At 60.0% G+C, this 15,661-nt stretch carries 11 protein-coding genes; 6 read left to right on the forward strand and 5 right to left on the reverse strand.

Annotated features, from left to right (window positions below):
- Positions 1 to 189: 189 nt before the first annotated feature.
- Entirely contained in the window at positions 190 to 1,818 is a 1,629-nt protein-coding gene (locus tag JMJ97_RS06140; protein WP_260699536.1) for a UDP-glucose--hexose-1-phosphate uridylyltransferase, read from the reverse strand.
- Positions 1,809 to 3,014 (reverse strand): galactokinase, encoded by a 1,206-nt coding sequence (locus JMJ97_RS06145; protein WP_260699538.1) that lies wholly within the window; start codon positions 3,012 to 3,014, stop codon positions 1,809 to 1,811. Before JMJ97_RS06145 ends, JMJ97_RS06140 begins: the two co-directional genes overlap by 10 nt.
- A gap of 383 nt (positions 3,015 to 3,397) precedes the next feature.
- Between JMJ97_RS06145 and JMJ97_RS06150 the strand changes: the two genes are divergently transcribed.
- Positions 3,398 to 4,384 carry a LacI family DNA-binding transcriptional regulator gene (locus JMJ97_RS06150; RefSeq protein WP_260699546.1) on the forward strand — a complete coding sequence of 329 codons (987 nt, stop codon included), beginning with the start codon at positions 3,398 to 3,400 and terminating at the stop codon, positions 4,382 to 4,384.
- Positions 4,385 to 4,513: 129 nt separating this feature from the next.
- Positions 4,514 to 5,674 carry an FprA family A-type flavoprotein gene (locus JMJ97_RS06155; protein WP_260699539.1) on the forward strand — a complete coding sequence of 387 codons (1,161 nt, stop codon included), beginning with the start codon at positions 4,514 to 4,516 and terminating at the stop codon, positions 5,672 to 5,674.
- A gap of 68 nt (positions 5,675 to 5,742) precedes the next feature.
- Here the strand turns inward: JMJ97_RS06155 and JMJ97_RS06160 are convergent, their stop codons facing one another.
- A complete protein-coding gene (locus JMJ97_RS06160) occupies positions 5,743 to 6,546 on the reverse strand; it encodes a DeoR/GlpR family DNA-binding transcription regulator (RefSeq protein ID WP_260699540.1) in 804 nt (267 codons plus the stop codon).
- A 334-nt stretch (positions 6,547 to 6,880) separates the two neighbouring features.
- Between JMJ97_RS06160 and JMJ97_RS06165 the strand changes: the two genes are divergently transcribed.
- Positions 6,881 to 7,738: a class II fructose-bisphosphate aldolase gene (locus JMJ97_RS06165; RefSeq protein WP_022095149.1), complete on the forward strand. Its 858-nt coding sequence runs from the start codon at positions 6,881 to 6,883 to the stop codon at positions 7,736 to 7,738.
- Between the two features lie 709 nt (positions 7,739 to 8,447).
- Here the strand turns inward: JMJ97_RS06165 and vsr are convergent.
- A complete protein-coding gene (gene vsr / locus JMJ97_RS06170) occupies positions 8,448 to 9,434 on the reverse strand; it encodes a DNA mismatch endonuclease Vsr (protein ID WP_260699541.1) in 987 nt (328 codons plus the stop codon).
- A gap of 148 nt (positions 9,435 to 9,582) precedes the next feature.
- Between vsr and JMJ97_RS06175 the strand changes: the two genes are divergently transcribed.
- Together JMJ97_RS06175 and JMJ97_RS06180 are read left to right on the forward strand one after the other, a co-directional pair.
- Positions 9,583 to 10,368 (forward strand): ABC transporter ATP-binding protein, encoded by a 786-nt coding sequence (locus JMJ97_RS06175; protein ID WP_276550570.1) that lies wholly within the window; start codon positions 9,583 to 9,585, stop codon positions 10,366 to 10,368.
- Entirely contained in the window at positions 10,358 to 12,595 is a 2,238-nt protein-coding gene (locus JMJ97_RS06180) for an ABC transporter permease (protein ID WP_260699542.1), read from the forward strand. The genes JMJ97_RS06175 and JMJ97_RS06180 overlap by 11 nt, the downstream gene beginning before the upstream one ends.
- Positions 12,596 to 13,155: 560 nt before the next feature.
- On the opposite strand, the gene JMJ97_RS06185 is transcribed toward JMJ97_RS06180, so the two are convergent.
- A complete protein-coding gene (locus JMJ97_RS06185; RefSeq protein ID WP_260699543.1) occupies positions 13,156 to 14,187 on the reverse strand; it encodes a 3-deoxy-7-phosphoheptulonate synthase in 1,032 nt (343 codons plus the stop codon).
- A 468-nt stretch (positions 14,188 to 14,655) separates the two neighbouring features.
- Here JMJ97_RS06185 and JMJ97_RS06190 point away from each other — a divergent pair, with 468 nt between their 5' ends.
- Positions 14,656 to 15,624, forward strand: a complete 969-nt coding sequence (locus JMJ97_RS06190; protein ID WP_260699544.1) for an IS256 family transposase — start codon at positions 14,656 to 14,658, stop codon at positions 15,622 to 15,624.
- Positions 15,625 to 15,661 lie beyond the last annotated feature (37 nt).

Raw genomic sequence — 15,661 nt, forward strand, 5'->3', positions numbered from 1 at the left:
AATGTGGGGTTTAGGTCGGCACCTGGGGCGCTCCTTCTCTGCCGGCAGTTTGGAACACTCCTTGTTTTGGTGCAAATTAGCTACCCTTGCATCAGAAAACGGCGCCCGCCGGCGATGTTGCCGGCGGGCGCCGTTGTCGTGTAGGTGGCTATGTCGTGGGGGCTGCCGTTGAGCGTCCGGGTCCGTGCTCTATAGCGAGTCGATAAAGCGCTGCTGGGCGGCGCGGCCGGCTTCGTCCCACTTAAAGACGCCGGCGTTGTCGAGCACGTGGCCAAACACCACGCCGGCCTCCTCGTGCAGGATATCGATGGCGTTGTCGGCCGTAAGCTCGTCGGCGCGGCGGGCAAAGATGTCCTCGGCCCATGCGGCGTGGCTGCGGCAAAGGTCGTCGCCCTCGAGCGCGCTGGCAAGATCGTAGCTGGCATCGGCTTTGGCCGCCAGCAGATGCTCACGGACAGCGCCAAGCTCGGGAACCAGGCGCGGCGGCAGAATGGCAAGGCCCATGACCTCGATCAGGCCGATGTTCTCCTTCTTGATGTGGTGGTACTCAGCATGCGGGTGGAATACGCCCAGCGGATGCTCGTCGGTCGTGATGTTGCAGCGAAGCGCCAGGTAGGCCTCGTAGATTTCGCCGCCGGCATTGCCGCGGGAGTCGACGCGGCGGATGACGGGCGTCACGGTGTTGTGCGCCACGCCGTCGGCTGTGTGCGCGATGACGCCCACCGACTCATCGGTCCACTCGCGCCAGGCGAGGATAATCTTCTCGGCGGCGTCGAGCAGCTGGGCGCGGTCGTGCGAGCGCAGCCGCAGCACCGAAAGCGGCCACTGCAACACGGTACCGCTGACCTGGTCAAAGCCGGGCACGCTAAACTGCGAGACCTCGGCGGCATGCATCATGGGGAACTCGTGCGCGCCGCCCTGGAAGTGGTCGTGCGACAGAATCGAGCCGCCCACGATGGGCAAGTCGGCGTTGGAGCCAATAAAGTAGTGCGGGAACAGGTCCACAAAGTCGAGCAGGCAGGTCAGGCCCTTGCGGTCGACGTGCATCGGACGATGCTCGGAGCTCATGGCAATGCAGTGCTCGTTAAAGTACGCGTACGGGCTGTACTGGAAGCCCCAGCGCTCGCCATTAAGCTGAATGGGAATAACGCGCAGATTCTGGCGGGCGGGATGGGCGCCGCCGTCGGCTGCGGCGGAGCGTCCGGGATAGCCCTCGTTTTCGATGCAGAGCTGGCAGGCGGGATACTTCTCGCCCGTGTTCTTGGCTGCACCTGCCACAGCGATATCTCGCGGGTCCTTCTCGGGCTTGGACAGGTTGATGGTAATCTCCAGGTCGCCCCAGTTGGTTGGGGTGTTCCATTTGATGTTGCGCGCGATGGCGGCACGGCGCACGTAGCCGGCGTCGCAGCACAGGCCGTAGAACCAATCAGTCGCGGCGCGGGGCTCGTTGACGCCCATGCGGCCGTTGAATTCCTCGTTTACAACCGAAGGCCTCGGCATCAGCACGCCCATGATGCGCATGGCGATGCGGTCGCGGCCCGATACCGTGTCCTCGGCAGCACCGTTGGCAACAGCCGCCTCGGCAAGCGCGGCAAGTGTGCCTTCAAGGTCAAAGTTGGGCAGGGTATCGGGGTGCAAGAGCGAGAGTTTCTCGACCTGGAGCGCCCAGGCCATGTCGAGCGCCGGGCCCGTGGCGCCGATGCACTCCAAAATGGTGTTGTAGGCCCAGATGCGATCGTCCTGGCCGATCATCGATCGGTGGATAGCGTATTCGATCAGGTTCTGCGCGGCCTCGCGCACGTCGGTCATTACAGCCATGCCGCGTAGGCCCCCTTGTCAGAAATTGCGTAGTGGCGGGCAGAGCCCTCGCCCAGCCAGCCGTTCATCTTGGTGATAAAGGTGCCGACAAGCTCGAGCGGTACGAAGGCCTGGATGGTGCCACCAAAGCCGCCGCCGTGGATGCGGACGGCGCCACGGCCGTCGAGCACATGCTCGGCCAGTGCCAGGGCATACATCGAAGGCTGCTCGGAGCCCAGCTTGGCAACGACATTCTGCAGGTACATGGCAGAGCTGGCGCCGGACTCGCGCGTCAGGACCAGGAACTGATCGATGTCGCCGGCGTTCAGGGCCGCCCAGCGCTTATCGACCAGGCCGTTCTCGTACCAGTAGTGAACGGCGCGCAGGCAGGCACGGTCGCCCAGCTTGGCGCGCAGCTCGGGGAGCTTGGCGTCAAAGTCCGCCACGTTTACCTCGCACAGGCGTGCCTTGCCAAACTCGGCAGCGACGTCCTGCATCTCGCGCGGAACGGCGGCGTAGTCGTCGGTAGCTGCCACATGGTCGGCGCCAACCTTAACGAGCACGAGCGCATAACCGTGATCCTCAAAATTGAGCTCGAGCTTCTGGGTTTTAGGCTGAGCCTGGTCCTCAAAGTCCATGTAGGCAAGGCCGCCCAGGCACACAGCGGCCTGGTCCATCAGACCGCAGGGCTTGCCGTAATAGTTGTTCTCGGTGCGCTGGCTCATCTGGGCGAGCGCGACGGGCTCGATGGCGGGTGCGCCCCAGAGGGTTTCCATGGCGCGACCGTACGCGGCCTCGACAGCAGCGGAGCTGGAAAGGCCGCCGCCCGAGGGGACAGAGCAGGTGAAGGCGAAGTCGAAGCCCTGGGGCTCAACGCCCAGAGCAGCGATTTCGTGGGCCATGCCGCGGACGAGGCTCGCGGACGTGCCCTTCTCGGACTCCTGAACGTCTAGCGTGTCGAGCGCGATTTCAAACGTGGGATAGCCCTCGTCGGCTACGCGAACCTTGTTGGAATCGGTTGCCACGGCGATGCCGTCGACGGCGACATCGAGCGAGCCGGCGATAACGTGGCCGCCCTCGTGGTCGGTGTGGTTGCCACTGATCTCGGAACGGCCGGGCGCGTGCACATAGAGCACCTGGCGGTCGCCGATGGGGCCAAACTCCTCCTCAAACAGTTTGGTGAGCGTGGCGAATGTCTTTTCGTCGGGGGTGGTCATGGGAGTCCTTTCCTTGGTGCGCACGGGCGAGTTTTGCGTCGTTATGAGTACGTTAACAACTTAAAGCGGCATGAACCAAGTGTTCACGATACCGCACGTTACGGGCTATGTTAACGTACTCATAACACAACTCTTGTCACTATTTGAGAATCTGGTAATCGGTAGAAATTCAGCCGTGAACGGTATTGCCGTATGGACTTATAAAGCAGAAGAGATGCAGATAGAAAAAGTAGAGTACGTTAACATGCGTCCGACGATAGCGGGCCTCGGCGCGGGATGTATTTCTGCCCGGGCCGGCATTCACGCTATTCATATCTCGCAAGGGTGAAGGTGATTTTGTGGCAAGGCGCCCTTCCAACGATACAGGTACGCGTCCGGTATCCATGGCTGACGTTGCCCGCGCTGCCGGTGTTTCGCAGCAGACGGTTTCGCGCGTTGCCAACGGATTGCCCAACGTCAACGAGCAGACGCGCCAGCGCGTGCAGGCCGCTATGCAAGAGCTCGGCTTTCGTCCGAGTTATGCCGGTCGCTCGCTGCGCGACGGCCGTTACCATTCGGTAGGCCTATGCATCAACGATGTCACCAAGTTTGGCAACCTCTCAATGATCGACGGCATCGCCAGCGCTGCTCGCGAGCATAATTGCGCCATCACGCTGGTCGAGATGTCCAAGACCGAGGAATTCTCGCTTGCCGAGGCCACGCGTCGTATGGCCGCATTGCCGGTGGACGGCATCATCATCGGCATGAGCCGCATGGCGCCCGATTTTGAGACGTTTGATCCACTGCCGGGCATTGGCACGGTCATCGTTACCATGTACGCGCATCCGCGCGTGACCACGGTCGATTCCGACCATTACGGCTGCTCGCTATTGCTTATGGATCACCTGTTTGAGCTGGGGCACGAGCAGATTCGCTATATTGGCGGCCCGTCGTTCTCGGTCGACGAGCAATTTCGTCGCGCCGGTTGGCAAGATGCACTCGAGCGTAAACACATCGAGCCGGTAGAGCCGCTCGAGGGTGACTGGTCTGCCAACAGCGGTTACGAAGCCGGCAGGTATCTGGCCGAGCACGACCGCACCATGACGGCGATTTACGCGGCAAACGACCAGATGGCAAATGGCGCGATTGCCGCGCTGCGCGATAGCGGTCTGCGCGTGCCCGAGGACGTGAGCGTGGTGGGTGTCGACGATTCGCTCGATGATTTTGTCGCGCATAACGAGCTTACGACCGTTCGATTCGACTTGCATCAACGTGGGCGCGAGGTGTTTGAGCATGCGGTTCCCGAGGCGGGTACGGCGGGCAAAACCGTTGCCATTCGTATTCCCGGCCAGCTCATTATTCGACATAGCACGGCGATACTGCGCGCATAGTTTGTGCAGGTCAACGGCAGTATATTCCGCCTCAATTACAATCGGTAAGGATGCTGACGGATAGCCGTGGCTATGAAGACGAGTGTTATGATAGACGGGTTCTTTTGTCTATCTAGGAGGCTTTGCCTGATGGAGATCACCAAAGATATCCGCTACATCGGTGTCGACGATCACGACATTGACCTGTTCGAGGGCCAGTACGATGTGTCCGAGAACGGTATGGCATACAACAGCTACGTTATCTTGGGCGAAAAGATCGCTGTCGCCGATTCAGTCGACGGCGGTTTTGTTGACGAGTGGCTCGGCAACCTCGAGGCCGCGCTCGACGGCCGTACGCCCGACTACCTGGTCGTCCATCACATGGAGCCCGATCACTCCGCCGGCATCGCCGCCTTTATGGAGCGCTATCCCCAGGCACAGATTGTGGCCAGCATGGGCGCCTTCCGCATGATGGTCAACTACTTTGGTACCGACTACCCCGAGCGTAAGATGGTCGTCAAAGAGGGCGACGTGCTCGACCTGGGCGGCCACAGCCTGACCTTTATCGGCGCCCCCAACGTTCACTGGCCCGAGGTGATTTTCTCCTACGAGTCCACCGACAAGGTGCTCTTTAGTGCCGACGGCTTTGGCAAGTTTGGCGCCAACGACATCGAGGACCCGGAAGGCTGGGCTTGCGAAGCGCGCCGCTACTACTTTGGCATCGTCGGTAAGTTCGGCAAATTCGTGCAGACCGTGCTCAAGAAGGCCGCCGATCTGGATATCCAGATCATCTGTCCGCTCCATGGTCCTGTTCTTACCGAGAATCTGGGCTATTACCTCGACACCTACAACACCTGGTCGAGCTATCAGCCCGAGGACGAGGGCATCACGATTGCCTATGCGAGCGTGTACGGCCATCTGAAGGCTGCCGTTGAGGAGCTTGCATCTGCGCTCGAGGCCCGCGGCCAGAAGGTTTCCGTCTTTGACCTGGCTCGCGACGACATGGCCGAGGCCGTTGAGGACGCGTTCCGCTACGACCGCCTGGTGCTCGCCTCCATCACCTATCAGGGCGAGATCTTCCCGTGCATGAGCACCTTTATCCACACGCTCGCCGAGCATGCCTACCAGAACCGCACCGTGGCGCTTGTCGAGTCCGGTTCCTGGGCGCCTGCAGCTGCCAAGGTTATGACCAAGGAGCTCGAGGGCATGAAGGACATCACCCTGACGCAGAACAAGGTGACTGTGCTGGGCTCGCTCAACGACGCCTCGCGCGCTCAGATCGAGGCCCTTGCCGACGAGCTGTCCAAGTAGCGACACTTTCACTTTTGACGCTCAAACCACCACAAAGGGGACAGGCACCTTTGTGGTGGTTTTTGTTTTTAGATGCGGGCGATGACGAGGGCTGGACGTGCGCTGTCAGTGGCTTCGGCGATTGATGTGGCGACGGCATCGTCGGGATCACGGTCCATCACGATGGTGTCAACGTCGGCAAGCTCGGCAAAACGGTACATGCCGCGTCCGTTGACCTTACTGGCGTCCATGAGGGCGACGCTTTGATGGGCCGCGGCGATCATAGCCGTTTTGGTCTCGGCCATCTGGGGAAAGTCGGTCGTAAAGCCGCAGCTGGGGACAAAAGCGCCAGGGCACATGACGGCAAGATCGGCATGGACCATTTGGAGCGCTTGCATAGTGAGCGGTCCGTACAAATAACGATGGCCTTTGCGCAACGCCCCGCCCAGCATGACGACATCGACCGAGGGCATGCTCTCGTCGATGTAATCGGCAATGGTAATGTCTGCTGTGATGACGGTGATACCGTCGCGTTGATCGAGGAGCCGGACGAACTCGAGCGCCGTGGTGCCCGAGTCGACGAGCAGCGTGTCGCCGTCATTGACGAGCTCGATGGCGCTTTGCGCGATGGCCTGCTTGGCGGCGACGTTGACATTGATGCGGCGATCCTGCGTGGAGACGGTCAGACGTTTGTGGAGTGATACGGCACCGCCGTGCGTGCGGCGCAGCTTGCCTGCTTCGGCGAGCGCGTCCAGGTCGGCGCGGGCGGTGACGGAGGACACGCCAAAGGTCTGGGCGATTTCTGCTACCTGCACCGAGGCGTTGTGCTCGAGCATTTCCATGATGGCGGCGCGGCGTTCGTCGGCAAAAGCACGGTTGGTAGCTTGGGTCATGTCTGCTCCATTCTCGGCTAAATTTGCAGGAATTGTGTTGACTCTATTTTCGTTCATTTTCTTTTTGAGTAAGAAAACACCTTTCGATTACTTATCTTTTCTATAAAAGAAAGACGCTCAACGCCCAAAATTCAATATCGAACACGCCCACTCGGCTCCAATTCCTTCCGTTTACTTTTCAAAAATGACGGTATTGACCTGCATGGGCTCAATATCTCGCACGTGCAAAGACGCTGAATTTCATACAATGAGCGCAGTAAAACGCAAGGTAAAACGCCTTGTGAACAACTACGCCCGATGTCCAGATGCGGGCGAGGGAGAGGAGCAAACGCTCATGGCACTTGTTACCACCGAAAAGATGCTCAAGGACGCTCAGGCCGGCCACTACGCCGTCGGCGCGTTCAACGTTGAGAACCTCGAGTTTGTTATGGCCGTTCTGGCTGCTGCCGAGGAGACCAAGTCCCCCGTCATCATGCAGACCACCCCGGGCACCATCAAGACCGCTGGTCTGGACTACTTCTACGGCATGGTCAAGGCTGCCGCCGAGCGCGCTTCCGTGCCCGTCGCTCTGCACCTCGATCACGGCGATGGCTATGACCGCTGCATGCAGGCTTTCCGCACTGGCTACACCTCTGTCATGATTGACGGTTCGCACGAGTCTTTCGAGGACAACATCGCTCTGACCAAGTCCGTCGCCGACGCTGGCCGCGCCATGGGCGTGCCCGTCGAGGCTGAGCTCGGTAAGGTTGGCGGCAAGGAGGACGACGGTCCCGCGGTTGAGGGCGAGAGCCCCTACACCGATCCGGCCGAGGCCAAGGAGTTCGTCGAGCGTACCGGCTGCACCTCCCTCGCAATTGGCGTTGGCACCAGCCACGGTGTGTACACGAGCGATCCGCACATCGAGCAGTCCGTGGTCAAGGCCATCCGCGACGCCGTCGACGTGCCGCTGGTCCTGCACGGCACCTCCGGTGTGCCCGATGAGCAGGTTGCCGAGGCTGTGAAGAACGGCATCTGCAAGGTTAACTACGCCACCGAGCTGCGTCAGGCCTACACCAAGGGCTTCATGGCCTACATGGCCGAGAACCCCGCCTGCTTCGATCCCAAGAAGCCGGCCAAGGAGGGCATGCGTGAGATCACCGAGCTGGTTAAGATCCGCATGACCAACCTCAACTCTGTGGGCAAAGCAGAGTAACAGCAAGGGTGCTCTGATCCCACCGGACGGCTTGGGCGGGTCCCCGTACTTAGTTTCCAAAACGTCCTCGCGCATGAAGGCCCCCGTTGCCTCGCTTCTACGAAGCGTTGGCAACGGGGGCCTTCGCGCTGCGGAATGATTTTGGAAACTAAGTACGGGGACCCGCCCAAGCCGTCCTGCTCGATCGCCCTTGTGGCGTTGGGGCGGAAAGGATGGGGCGCGAGGGGCGCTTTGTTGATGAGGGGTTAGTATGCCCGGGCTTGGTTGGGGAATGACTTGTTTAGGGATGCTTGGAGCTTATCGAAGGATGCTCGCAGGTTGAGCTCCTGGTCGGTTGAGCGTTTGGCTTTTGTGGTGGGGGAGTCGAGGAGGCCGTTTCTCTGTGTCGGGGGGAAGGAGAAAAGGTCTGCATGTTTTAGGGATGGCTGCCGTGTTACGGCATTGGAAGAATGCATGCTTATGCGGCCTCCTCGATGTCCACCGAAAGGTTGCGCACGGGGTGTGCTGCTAGGTCCCGTGCGCTGGCAGTATTATGCCGCGGCTGCTGCAAAGAAGCGCTAAAGAAAGGCTTAACCTGGTTTGGTGTTACGATGAAACTGCAGGTCAGAGGTATCGAGTAACACTCTTGAAAGGTTTTGAGCTTAAGGACTTTCTAAGGTTTGTGACGCGGATATGGCTCGCCTGTGTGAGGCGTGTGGGCGGCTCGTTCCTAGCGCTGCGGCTCTGCGGCGCGCACCTGCTCGATGACCTTTTCCATCGTGGCGTCGATGCGGTCTTTTTTGAGCTCGCATTCCCAGATGGTTATGGGTGTCCAGCCCATTTGAGTGAGCGCTGCCACGGCAGCGCGGTCGCGCTCGACGTTGCGACGGAACTTTGCCTCCCAAAACTCAACGTTGCGCTTGGGCTGGCTAGGGTTGCACTTGGGGCAACGGTGCCAAAAGCAGCCGTTGACGAAGATGGCGATCTTGCGCCCGGGAAAGGCGATGTCGGGCTTGCCGGGAACCTTCCATTCCAAACGATAGCCCGTAAGGCCTGCGGCGCGCAGGCGCTGGCGAACGAGCAGCTCGGGCTTGGTGTTCGCACGCTTGTTGCCCTTCATGGACTTTTTGATGGCGGCGCGACGGCGCACGAGCTCACGCTCGTCAGCGGAAAGGTCCGAGGTGTCGATGCCGTCCAGCAGGCCGGGCTTGGGACGCTTTTTGCTACGGCGCTTAGGTGTGCGCTTGGTCTTGGTGGCGGGTTTGTCGGCTGTGTTGGGCGCGGCCTCATCGGCGGAGCTTGCCTCGAGCCGGTCTTCCTTCAGCTCAATCAGAGCATCAATGAGCCCTTTGTCGGCGGGCATCCACTCAACCGTGGCAAGCGAGGTGCGCGGAATCCAGCGGATATCGAGCTGGCGGTCGTGCTTCTGAGGCTCATCGGATTCATCGGCGAGCGAGCAGTAGTAGCACTCCATGGAGAGATGAAAATCTGGGTAGTCGTACTCAACGGTATAGAAATCGCGCAGGTTGGTGACTTTAACCTGCAGCTCTTCCATGAGCTCGCGGCGTACGGCGTCCTCGGGCGTCTCGCCGCGCATGAGCTTGCCACCGGGGAACTCCCAAAGTCCCAGCATGTCGCCATAGCCGCGCTGCACGGCAAGCAGCTCGTCAGATCCTTCCTTGCGAATGATCCCAGCGGCAACATGAACAGTCTTCAACAGGAGTCCTCTCTCAACATCAACGCGTGGTAGGCTAGCTACCCGTACCTTACACAACGGTAAGGCAAGCGTAAGCCATATCGATGGTAGCTGACTCGTCTTCTTGCGACTATAGATGCCGTAGACTAATCGCAAGAAAGGACTCGGTATGCAAAGCACGCACATGGCGACCCCGGTACTGGAGGTCGCGCATCTCGAAAAAGTATATGGAGCGCTGGGCAACGTGACCCGCGCGCTCAACGACGTCAGCTTTACCGTCAATCGCGGCGAATTCGTTGGCATCATGGGCGCTTCGGGCTCGGGTAAGTCGACGTTGCTCAACTGCGTCTCGACCATCGATAGCGCCACGAGCGGCACCATCCGTATCAACGGGCAGGACGTAACACGCATGAAGCAGGCTAAGCTTTCGCAGTTCCGCCGCGAGGAGCTCGGCTTTATCTTCCAGGACTCCAACCTGCTCGATACGCTCACGGCACGCGAGAACATCGCCCTGCCGCTCACCATCGCCCGCACAAACTCGGCAGAGATCTCAACCCGCGTGCAGGATGTGGCAGCGCGCCTGTCCATCAGCCAGGTGCTCGACAAGTATCCCTACCAGATGTCCGGCGGTCAGCAGCAGCGCGTTGCCGCGGCTCGCGCGCTCGTTACCGACCCCACCATGATCATGGCCGACGAGCCCACCGGCGCCCTCGATTCTAAAAGCGCTCGTCTGCTGCTCGAGAGCCTGGAGGCCCTCAATCGCCGCTTGCGCGCGACCGTGCTCATGGTCACGCACGACAGCTTTGCCGCCAGCTACACGAGCCGTGTGCTGTTCATTCGCGACGGCAAGATTTTCACCGAGCTGCGCCGCGGCGATACCGACCGCCGAGAGTTCTTCGACCGCATTATGGAGGTCGTTGCCATGATGGGCGGTGAGGGCTCCGATGCTCTGTAAACTCGCTTGGGGCAACGTCCGCCGCGCCGGCCGCGACTACCTCGTCTACCTTTTGACGCTCACCCTGGGCGTCACGGTCTTCTATGCCTTTAACACCATCTCGATGCAGGTCGACATCGCCGGCATCGATGAAAAGGGCTTGGCACAGGTTATGGGCAGCATGCTCGGCGACCTGACGTACTTTTTGGCCGGTGTCATGGCCTTTTTGATGGTGTATGCCAATAACTTCATCATGAAACGCCGCAAGAAGGAGTTTGGCCTGTACCAGGTGCTCGGCATGGGGCGCGGGCGCGTCGCCACGATCATGGCGCTCGAGACGGTGATCGTTTCGGTCGTGGCCTTTGTCGCCGGCATTGTGCTGGGTGTGGGACTCTCCCAGCTCATGACGTTCTTTACGGCCTCGCTCTTTAAGACACAGATCGCCAATTTCCACTTCTTTTTCTCGGTGCATGCGTTCAACCTGACCCTTGCTTGCATGCTCGTAATGTTTGTGCTCACGCTACTGCTGAACCTTCGCGCCGTTCGTCGTACCAAACTCATCGAGCTTATGGGTGCCGAGCGTCGCAACGAGAGCATCAAGACACGCAACCCCTGGATCGCGATTGCCATTTTTTCCGTGGGCGTGGTGCTGGTGGGCGTGGCCTATTACCGTCTGCTGCGTGATGGATTCCCGCTAACCGCGACGGACAGCAAGCTGCAAGAGGCCATGAGCCAGTTTGGCATTACGACCGCTATGGTTACCGTTGGTACCTTTGCGCTGTTCTGGGGACTCTCGGGCATGCTTATCAAGCTGCTGCAGAGCCTGCGCGGCGTGTATTGGCGCGGCCTCAACATGTTTACCGTGCGTCAGCTTTCGGCCAAGGTCAATACGGTGTGCTTTTCGATGGGCGTCATCGCGATGATCCTGTTTTTGGCCATCACCTCGGTGACGTGCGGTATGTCGATTGCCAACGTGATGAACGAGAATCTGGAGCGCTATACGCCGGCCGATATGTCGCAGACGTATATCTATTACACGCCCGAAACGCTCGACTACTACAAAGAGTATGTCAATCCGTCTGAGGCCGATCGCATGGTGCTGGCCGATGCAACGGTCGATTTGTACGCTGCATGGCATGGCGATCGTATCGATCCCGATAACGTTGCAGACGGTATTAAGGGCAAGTCGGCGGACAACAACGACGAGACCGGCAAGAAGGTCAATATCGCCGATGTTGCCGGTGAGCACGTGCAGATCGATTTGTATCTGAGTTACCCGCTCGGCGGCTCGGATCCTTCGGTGACTCCAAGTGAAATGTGCAAGACCATGGGCGAAAAGCTTCCCAAGGCGCTCGGGGGTAGCAATGCCGATGCGATGGGTCTGTTTGTGACGCCGGCGAGCCAGTACAACAAACTGCGCCAGATGATGGGCGAGGAGCCGGTGCACATCGGTCACGACCAGTATCTGCTCACGTGTGATATGGGCGGCGAGCTGGTCGACCTGTACACCAAGTATATGGCTGGCGGCCATGCCCTTACCTTGGGCGGGCATACGCTCAAGCCCGCAACCGATAAGTCGGACGAAGATACGGCGGCCATCGCCAACTCGGCGATGGGCAGTAATCCGGGCACCGTCGTCGTTGCCGACGAGCTGTTGTCCCAACTTAATCTGCAGCCGTATTCCAGTAGCCTGCTCGTTAACTACAAACAGGGGATGGATACGACCGAGGCAGACGAGAGCATTAAATACACTGTGCTCGACAATCTGCTCGTTGACGGCAAGGAGCCGGGGTCGTGGGGAACCTTCATCACACGCTCCGAGATGTACACGCAGGCAGCGCAAATGAACGGTCTTATTAGCTACCTAGCCATCTACATCGGCTTTGTATTGGTCGTTGCATGCGCGGCGATTCTGTCGATCCAGCAACTCTCCAACGTGGCCGACGGCAGCCGCAGCTATCGTGTGCTGGCACAGATCGGCTGCGACGACCGCCAGATTCGCCATTCGGTGATGGCGCAGCAAGCGGTATTCTTCCTGTTCCCGCTGGCAGTGGGCCTGGCGCACTCCTTTGTAGCACTTAAGGTGATCATCGAGCTGGTGAGCACGTTCGGCAACATGAGCATCGGCGGCACCGTGGGTCTCACCTGTGCAATCTTCCTGGCAGCATACGGTGGCTACTTCCTGGTGACCTACCTCATGAGCACCGGCATGGTGCGAGCCGCCATAGCCACCCGCTACAGCGAGTAACAAGCGGGCAAAATCGTCGCAAAATCAGAGGCGTATGACCGCCGCGAAGGGACCAGGGGCCCTTTCGCGGCGGTTTTTGCCAATCTGGTGCGTCTCAGATACAAGTGAGTAGACTTTTTTGAACCTGCTGAGCACATCGCGACAAATGATCTATAAAACTGCAGGTCAGAGCTGTGGCGTTTTAGGGCGTGCTCGGCCTTCTGCAAAAAGCCTACTCACTTGGTTTTTCTGCTAGAAGACCGCCACGAGGGAAGGCAACTCCCCCGGGTAGTCGTTGGGGACGTTCTTAAACGACTAGTCAAACAAGAACGTCCCCAATGACTACCCCAAGGAATGTCCCTGACTGCCGGCAGAAAAGGAGCGTCCCTAACTGCCACATCCGGAGCAAGATAACGCCGCAGGTAGAGGACGGACAGCGAGCGGGTCGCATTTGAGACAAGGTGACGTGAAACGAAAGGGCGCTGACCTTCTGGTCGCGCCCTTGAAGTTGAACGTCAGATTGTCTCAAATGCGACCCGCGCAGCGTCGAGCCGTTACGGCGTCTGGTAAAACGCCGTAACCTACACCCGTTCCGCGATCTCGCGGATGAGGTAGTCGGTCTTTTCCCAGCCCAGGCACGGGTCGGTGATCGACTTGCCAAAGACGCCGCCGTCGACCGGCTGGTTGCCGTCTTCTAGGTAGGACTCGATCATAAAGCCCTTGACCAGCTTGGAGATGGACTCGTTGCGGCGGCAGCTGTCGAGCACCTCCTTGCAAATGCGATACTGCTCCAGCGGACGCTTGCCCGAGTTGTCGTGGTTGCAGTCGATGACCGCTGCCGGATTGGCATAGCCGGCATGCTCGGTATAGCGTTCGGCCAGGCGTTCCAGGTGTTCGTAGTGGTAGTTGGGGTAGGTGCGCCCATCGAGACCGATGTAGCCACGCATAACGGCGTGTGCGAGCGGGTTGCCGTCGCACTCGACCTCCCAGTTGCGGAAGATGAAGCTCTGGTGCGCCTGGGCGGCGTAAATTGAGTTGAGCATAACGGTGGTAGAGCCGGCAGTGGGATTCTTCATGCCGACGGGTACCGAAATGCCGCTCGACACCAGACGGTGCTCCTGGTTCTCTACCGAGCGTGCGCCCACGGCGACATAGCTCAGCAGGTCAACGAGGTATTGGTAGTTGGACGGATAGAGCATCTCGTCGGCGGTGAAGAAGCCCGTTTCCTCAATAACGCGCAGGTGCATATGGCGGATGGCCTTGACGCCCTCGAGCAGGTCGTCGGGAGCCTCGGGGTTGGGGTTGTGCAGAAGACCCTTGTAACCGGTGCCCTTGGTGCGCGGCTTATTGGTGTAGACGCGCGGAATGATGATGAGCTTGTCCTTGACCTCTTCGGCGGTCTTGGCCAGTCGGTTCATATACTCGAGCACCGAATCCTCGCGGTCGGCAGAGCACGGGCCGATGATGAGCACCTTACGTGCGTCCTCGCCGGTAAAGACCTTGGCGACCTCGGAGTCGAATGCCTGTTTCTTAGCGGTAAGCTCGGCGGAAAGCGGCATTTCCTCGCGGATCTCCATGGGGATCGGCAGCCTGCGTTTGAATTCCATGGCCATAGGGGCCTCCTCAATCTATAGAAAGAGCAATAAGCGTATTCTCGAATGCTCGGCATTATCCGCTGTCGCACGCTAAAGTGCAAGCCCTTGCCACCCCGAAACCTGCCAAAAGGGACAGGTTTATTTTGGCAGGTTTTATATGGGGGAACGTCGGCGGATGCCGGGAGGGAGCGGCGCCGCGCGGGACCCTAAGGCTGTTGTCGGTTCCCTAGGAAATACCCTGTGGGCAAAAAATGCCAAATATGAGTACGGTTGCTATCTTAGTATCATATTGCCTTCGCAAAATAATAGACATAACAGTAAAATATGTTCATTAACGCAAACACATATAAGTCCGCTATGGGTAGCGCACAGAGATGTGGTGTAAGAGGCGGGGCATGACCCGCCTCTTCCCTTTCTTGAAAGGGAAGGGACACCGCCTAGAATTCGTCGTTGGAGTAATGAAGGTGACGAATGGAAGGAAAGGCGATGCCCCAAGAAGAGAGTGTACTGCGCCTCGGCCGCGACGAGGCCCTCGAGGCGGCGAGGCTTTGGCAGGAGTGCGGCGACGCGCGCGAGTTCGCGTGCAGGGTGCTGGGCAGCGTGATGAACGCACTGATGGACTCCGAGGCCCAGCAGATGTGCGGCGCGAGCCGCAATGAGCGCAGTGACGGCAGGGAGAACAGTCGCAACGGCTACCGCCCCAGGTCGCTCAAGACCGCCGTGGGCGACGTGGAGCTCGAGATACCCAAGCTCAGGCACGGCACCTACTACCCCGAGGGCATGCTCGCGCGATGGTCGCGCGTCGACACCTCGGTGGCCGCCATCGTGCAGGAGATGTACGTATGCGGCGTATCCACCCGCAAGGTCGAGCGCGTGGCGTCCAAGCTGGGCATATCCTCGCTGTCGAGCTCGGAGGTCTCGAGCCTCTGCTCCGACCTCGACGCCGAGGTGGCGGAGTTCCGCCGCCGCGACCTGTCGGGCACGCCGTGCTGCTACCTGTGGCTCGACGCTACTTACATGAGCTGCAGGGTCGGCTCGTCGGTCGTCTCGCAGGGCGTCGTGACCGCGATCGGGCTGGGCGCCGACGGGCGCAAGCACTTCCTGGGCTGCGACGTGGTCGACACCGAGAGCGAGGACTCCTGGGCGGCATTCCTCGGCGGGCTGCGCGAGCGCGGGCTGGCCGGCGTTCGCCTCGTGGTCTCCGACAGCCACGCCGGGCTCGTGGCCGCCGTCTCGCGCCTGTTCCAGGGCTGCGCCTGGCAGCGCTGCGTGACGCACCTGCAGCGCAACCTCCAGAGCGCCTGCTCGGGCAGGCCCGAGGACTCCAAGGCGGCCGTCAGGGACCTCGTGCATGCCGCGGTCTACCAGGACGACCCCGACCTCGCGCGCTGCGTGTGGGCCGAGGCGGCGCCCTGGGTGGCGTCGGTGTCCGCCAGGGTGTTAGCGCTACTGTAAAAACAACCAATTTCGCCATCGCACTTTAGCCGATTCC

Origin of the sequence: Collinsella aerofaciens, from assembly GCF_025289055.1 — a bacterium.
In the GTDB taxonomy this organism is placed as follows: Bacteria; Actinomycetota; Coriobacteriia; order Coriobacteriales; family Coriobacteriaceae; genus Collinsella.

Excerpts from the sequence above, each read along its gene's own strand:
- JMJ97_RS06140 (WP_260699536.1), bottom strand. The coding sequence starts at position 1,818 with ATGGCTGTAATGACCGACGTGCGCGAGGCCGCGCAGAACCTGATCGAA.
- JMJ97_RS06145 (WP_260699538.1), bottom strand. The coding sequence starts at position 3,014 with ATGACCACCCCCGACGAAAAGACATTCGCCACGCTCACCAAACTGTTT.
- JMJ97_RS06150 (WP_260699546.1), top strand. The coding sequence starts at position 3,398 with ATGGCTGACGTTGCCCGCGCTGCCGGTGTTTCGCAGCAGACGGTTTCG.
- JMJ97_RS06155 (WP_260699539.1), top strand. The coding sequence starts at position 4,514 with ATGGAGATCACCAAAGATATCCGCTACATCGGTGTCGACGATCACGAC.
- JMJ97_RS06160 (WP_260699540.1), bottom strand. The coding sequence starts at position 6,546 with ATGACCCAAGCTACCAACCGTGCTTTTGCCGACGAACGCCGCGCCGCC.
- JMJ97_RS06165 (WP_022095149.1), top strand. The coding sequence starts at position 6,881 with ATGGCACTTGTTACCACCGAAAAGATGCTCAAGGACGCTCAGGCCGGC.
- JMJ97_RS06175 (WP_276550570.1), top strand. The coding sequence starts at position 9,583 with ATGCAAAGCACGCACATGGCGACCCCGGTACTGGAGGTCGCGCATCTC.
- JMJ97_RS06180 (WP_260699542.1), top strand. The coding sequence starts at position 10,358 with ATGCTCTGTAAACTCGCTTGGGGCAACGTCCGCCGCGCCGGCCGCGAC.
- JMJ97_RS06185 (WP_260699543.1), bottom strand. The coding sequence starts at position 14,187 with ATGGCCATGGAATTCAAACGCAGGCTGCCGATCCCCATGGAGATCCGC.
- JMJ97_RS06190 (WP_260699544.1), top strand. The coding sequence starts at position 14,656 with ATGCCCCAAGAAGAGAGTGTACTGCGCCTCGGCCGCGACGAGGCCCTC.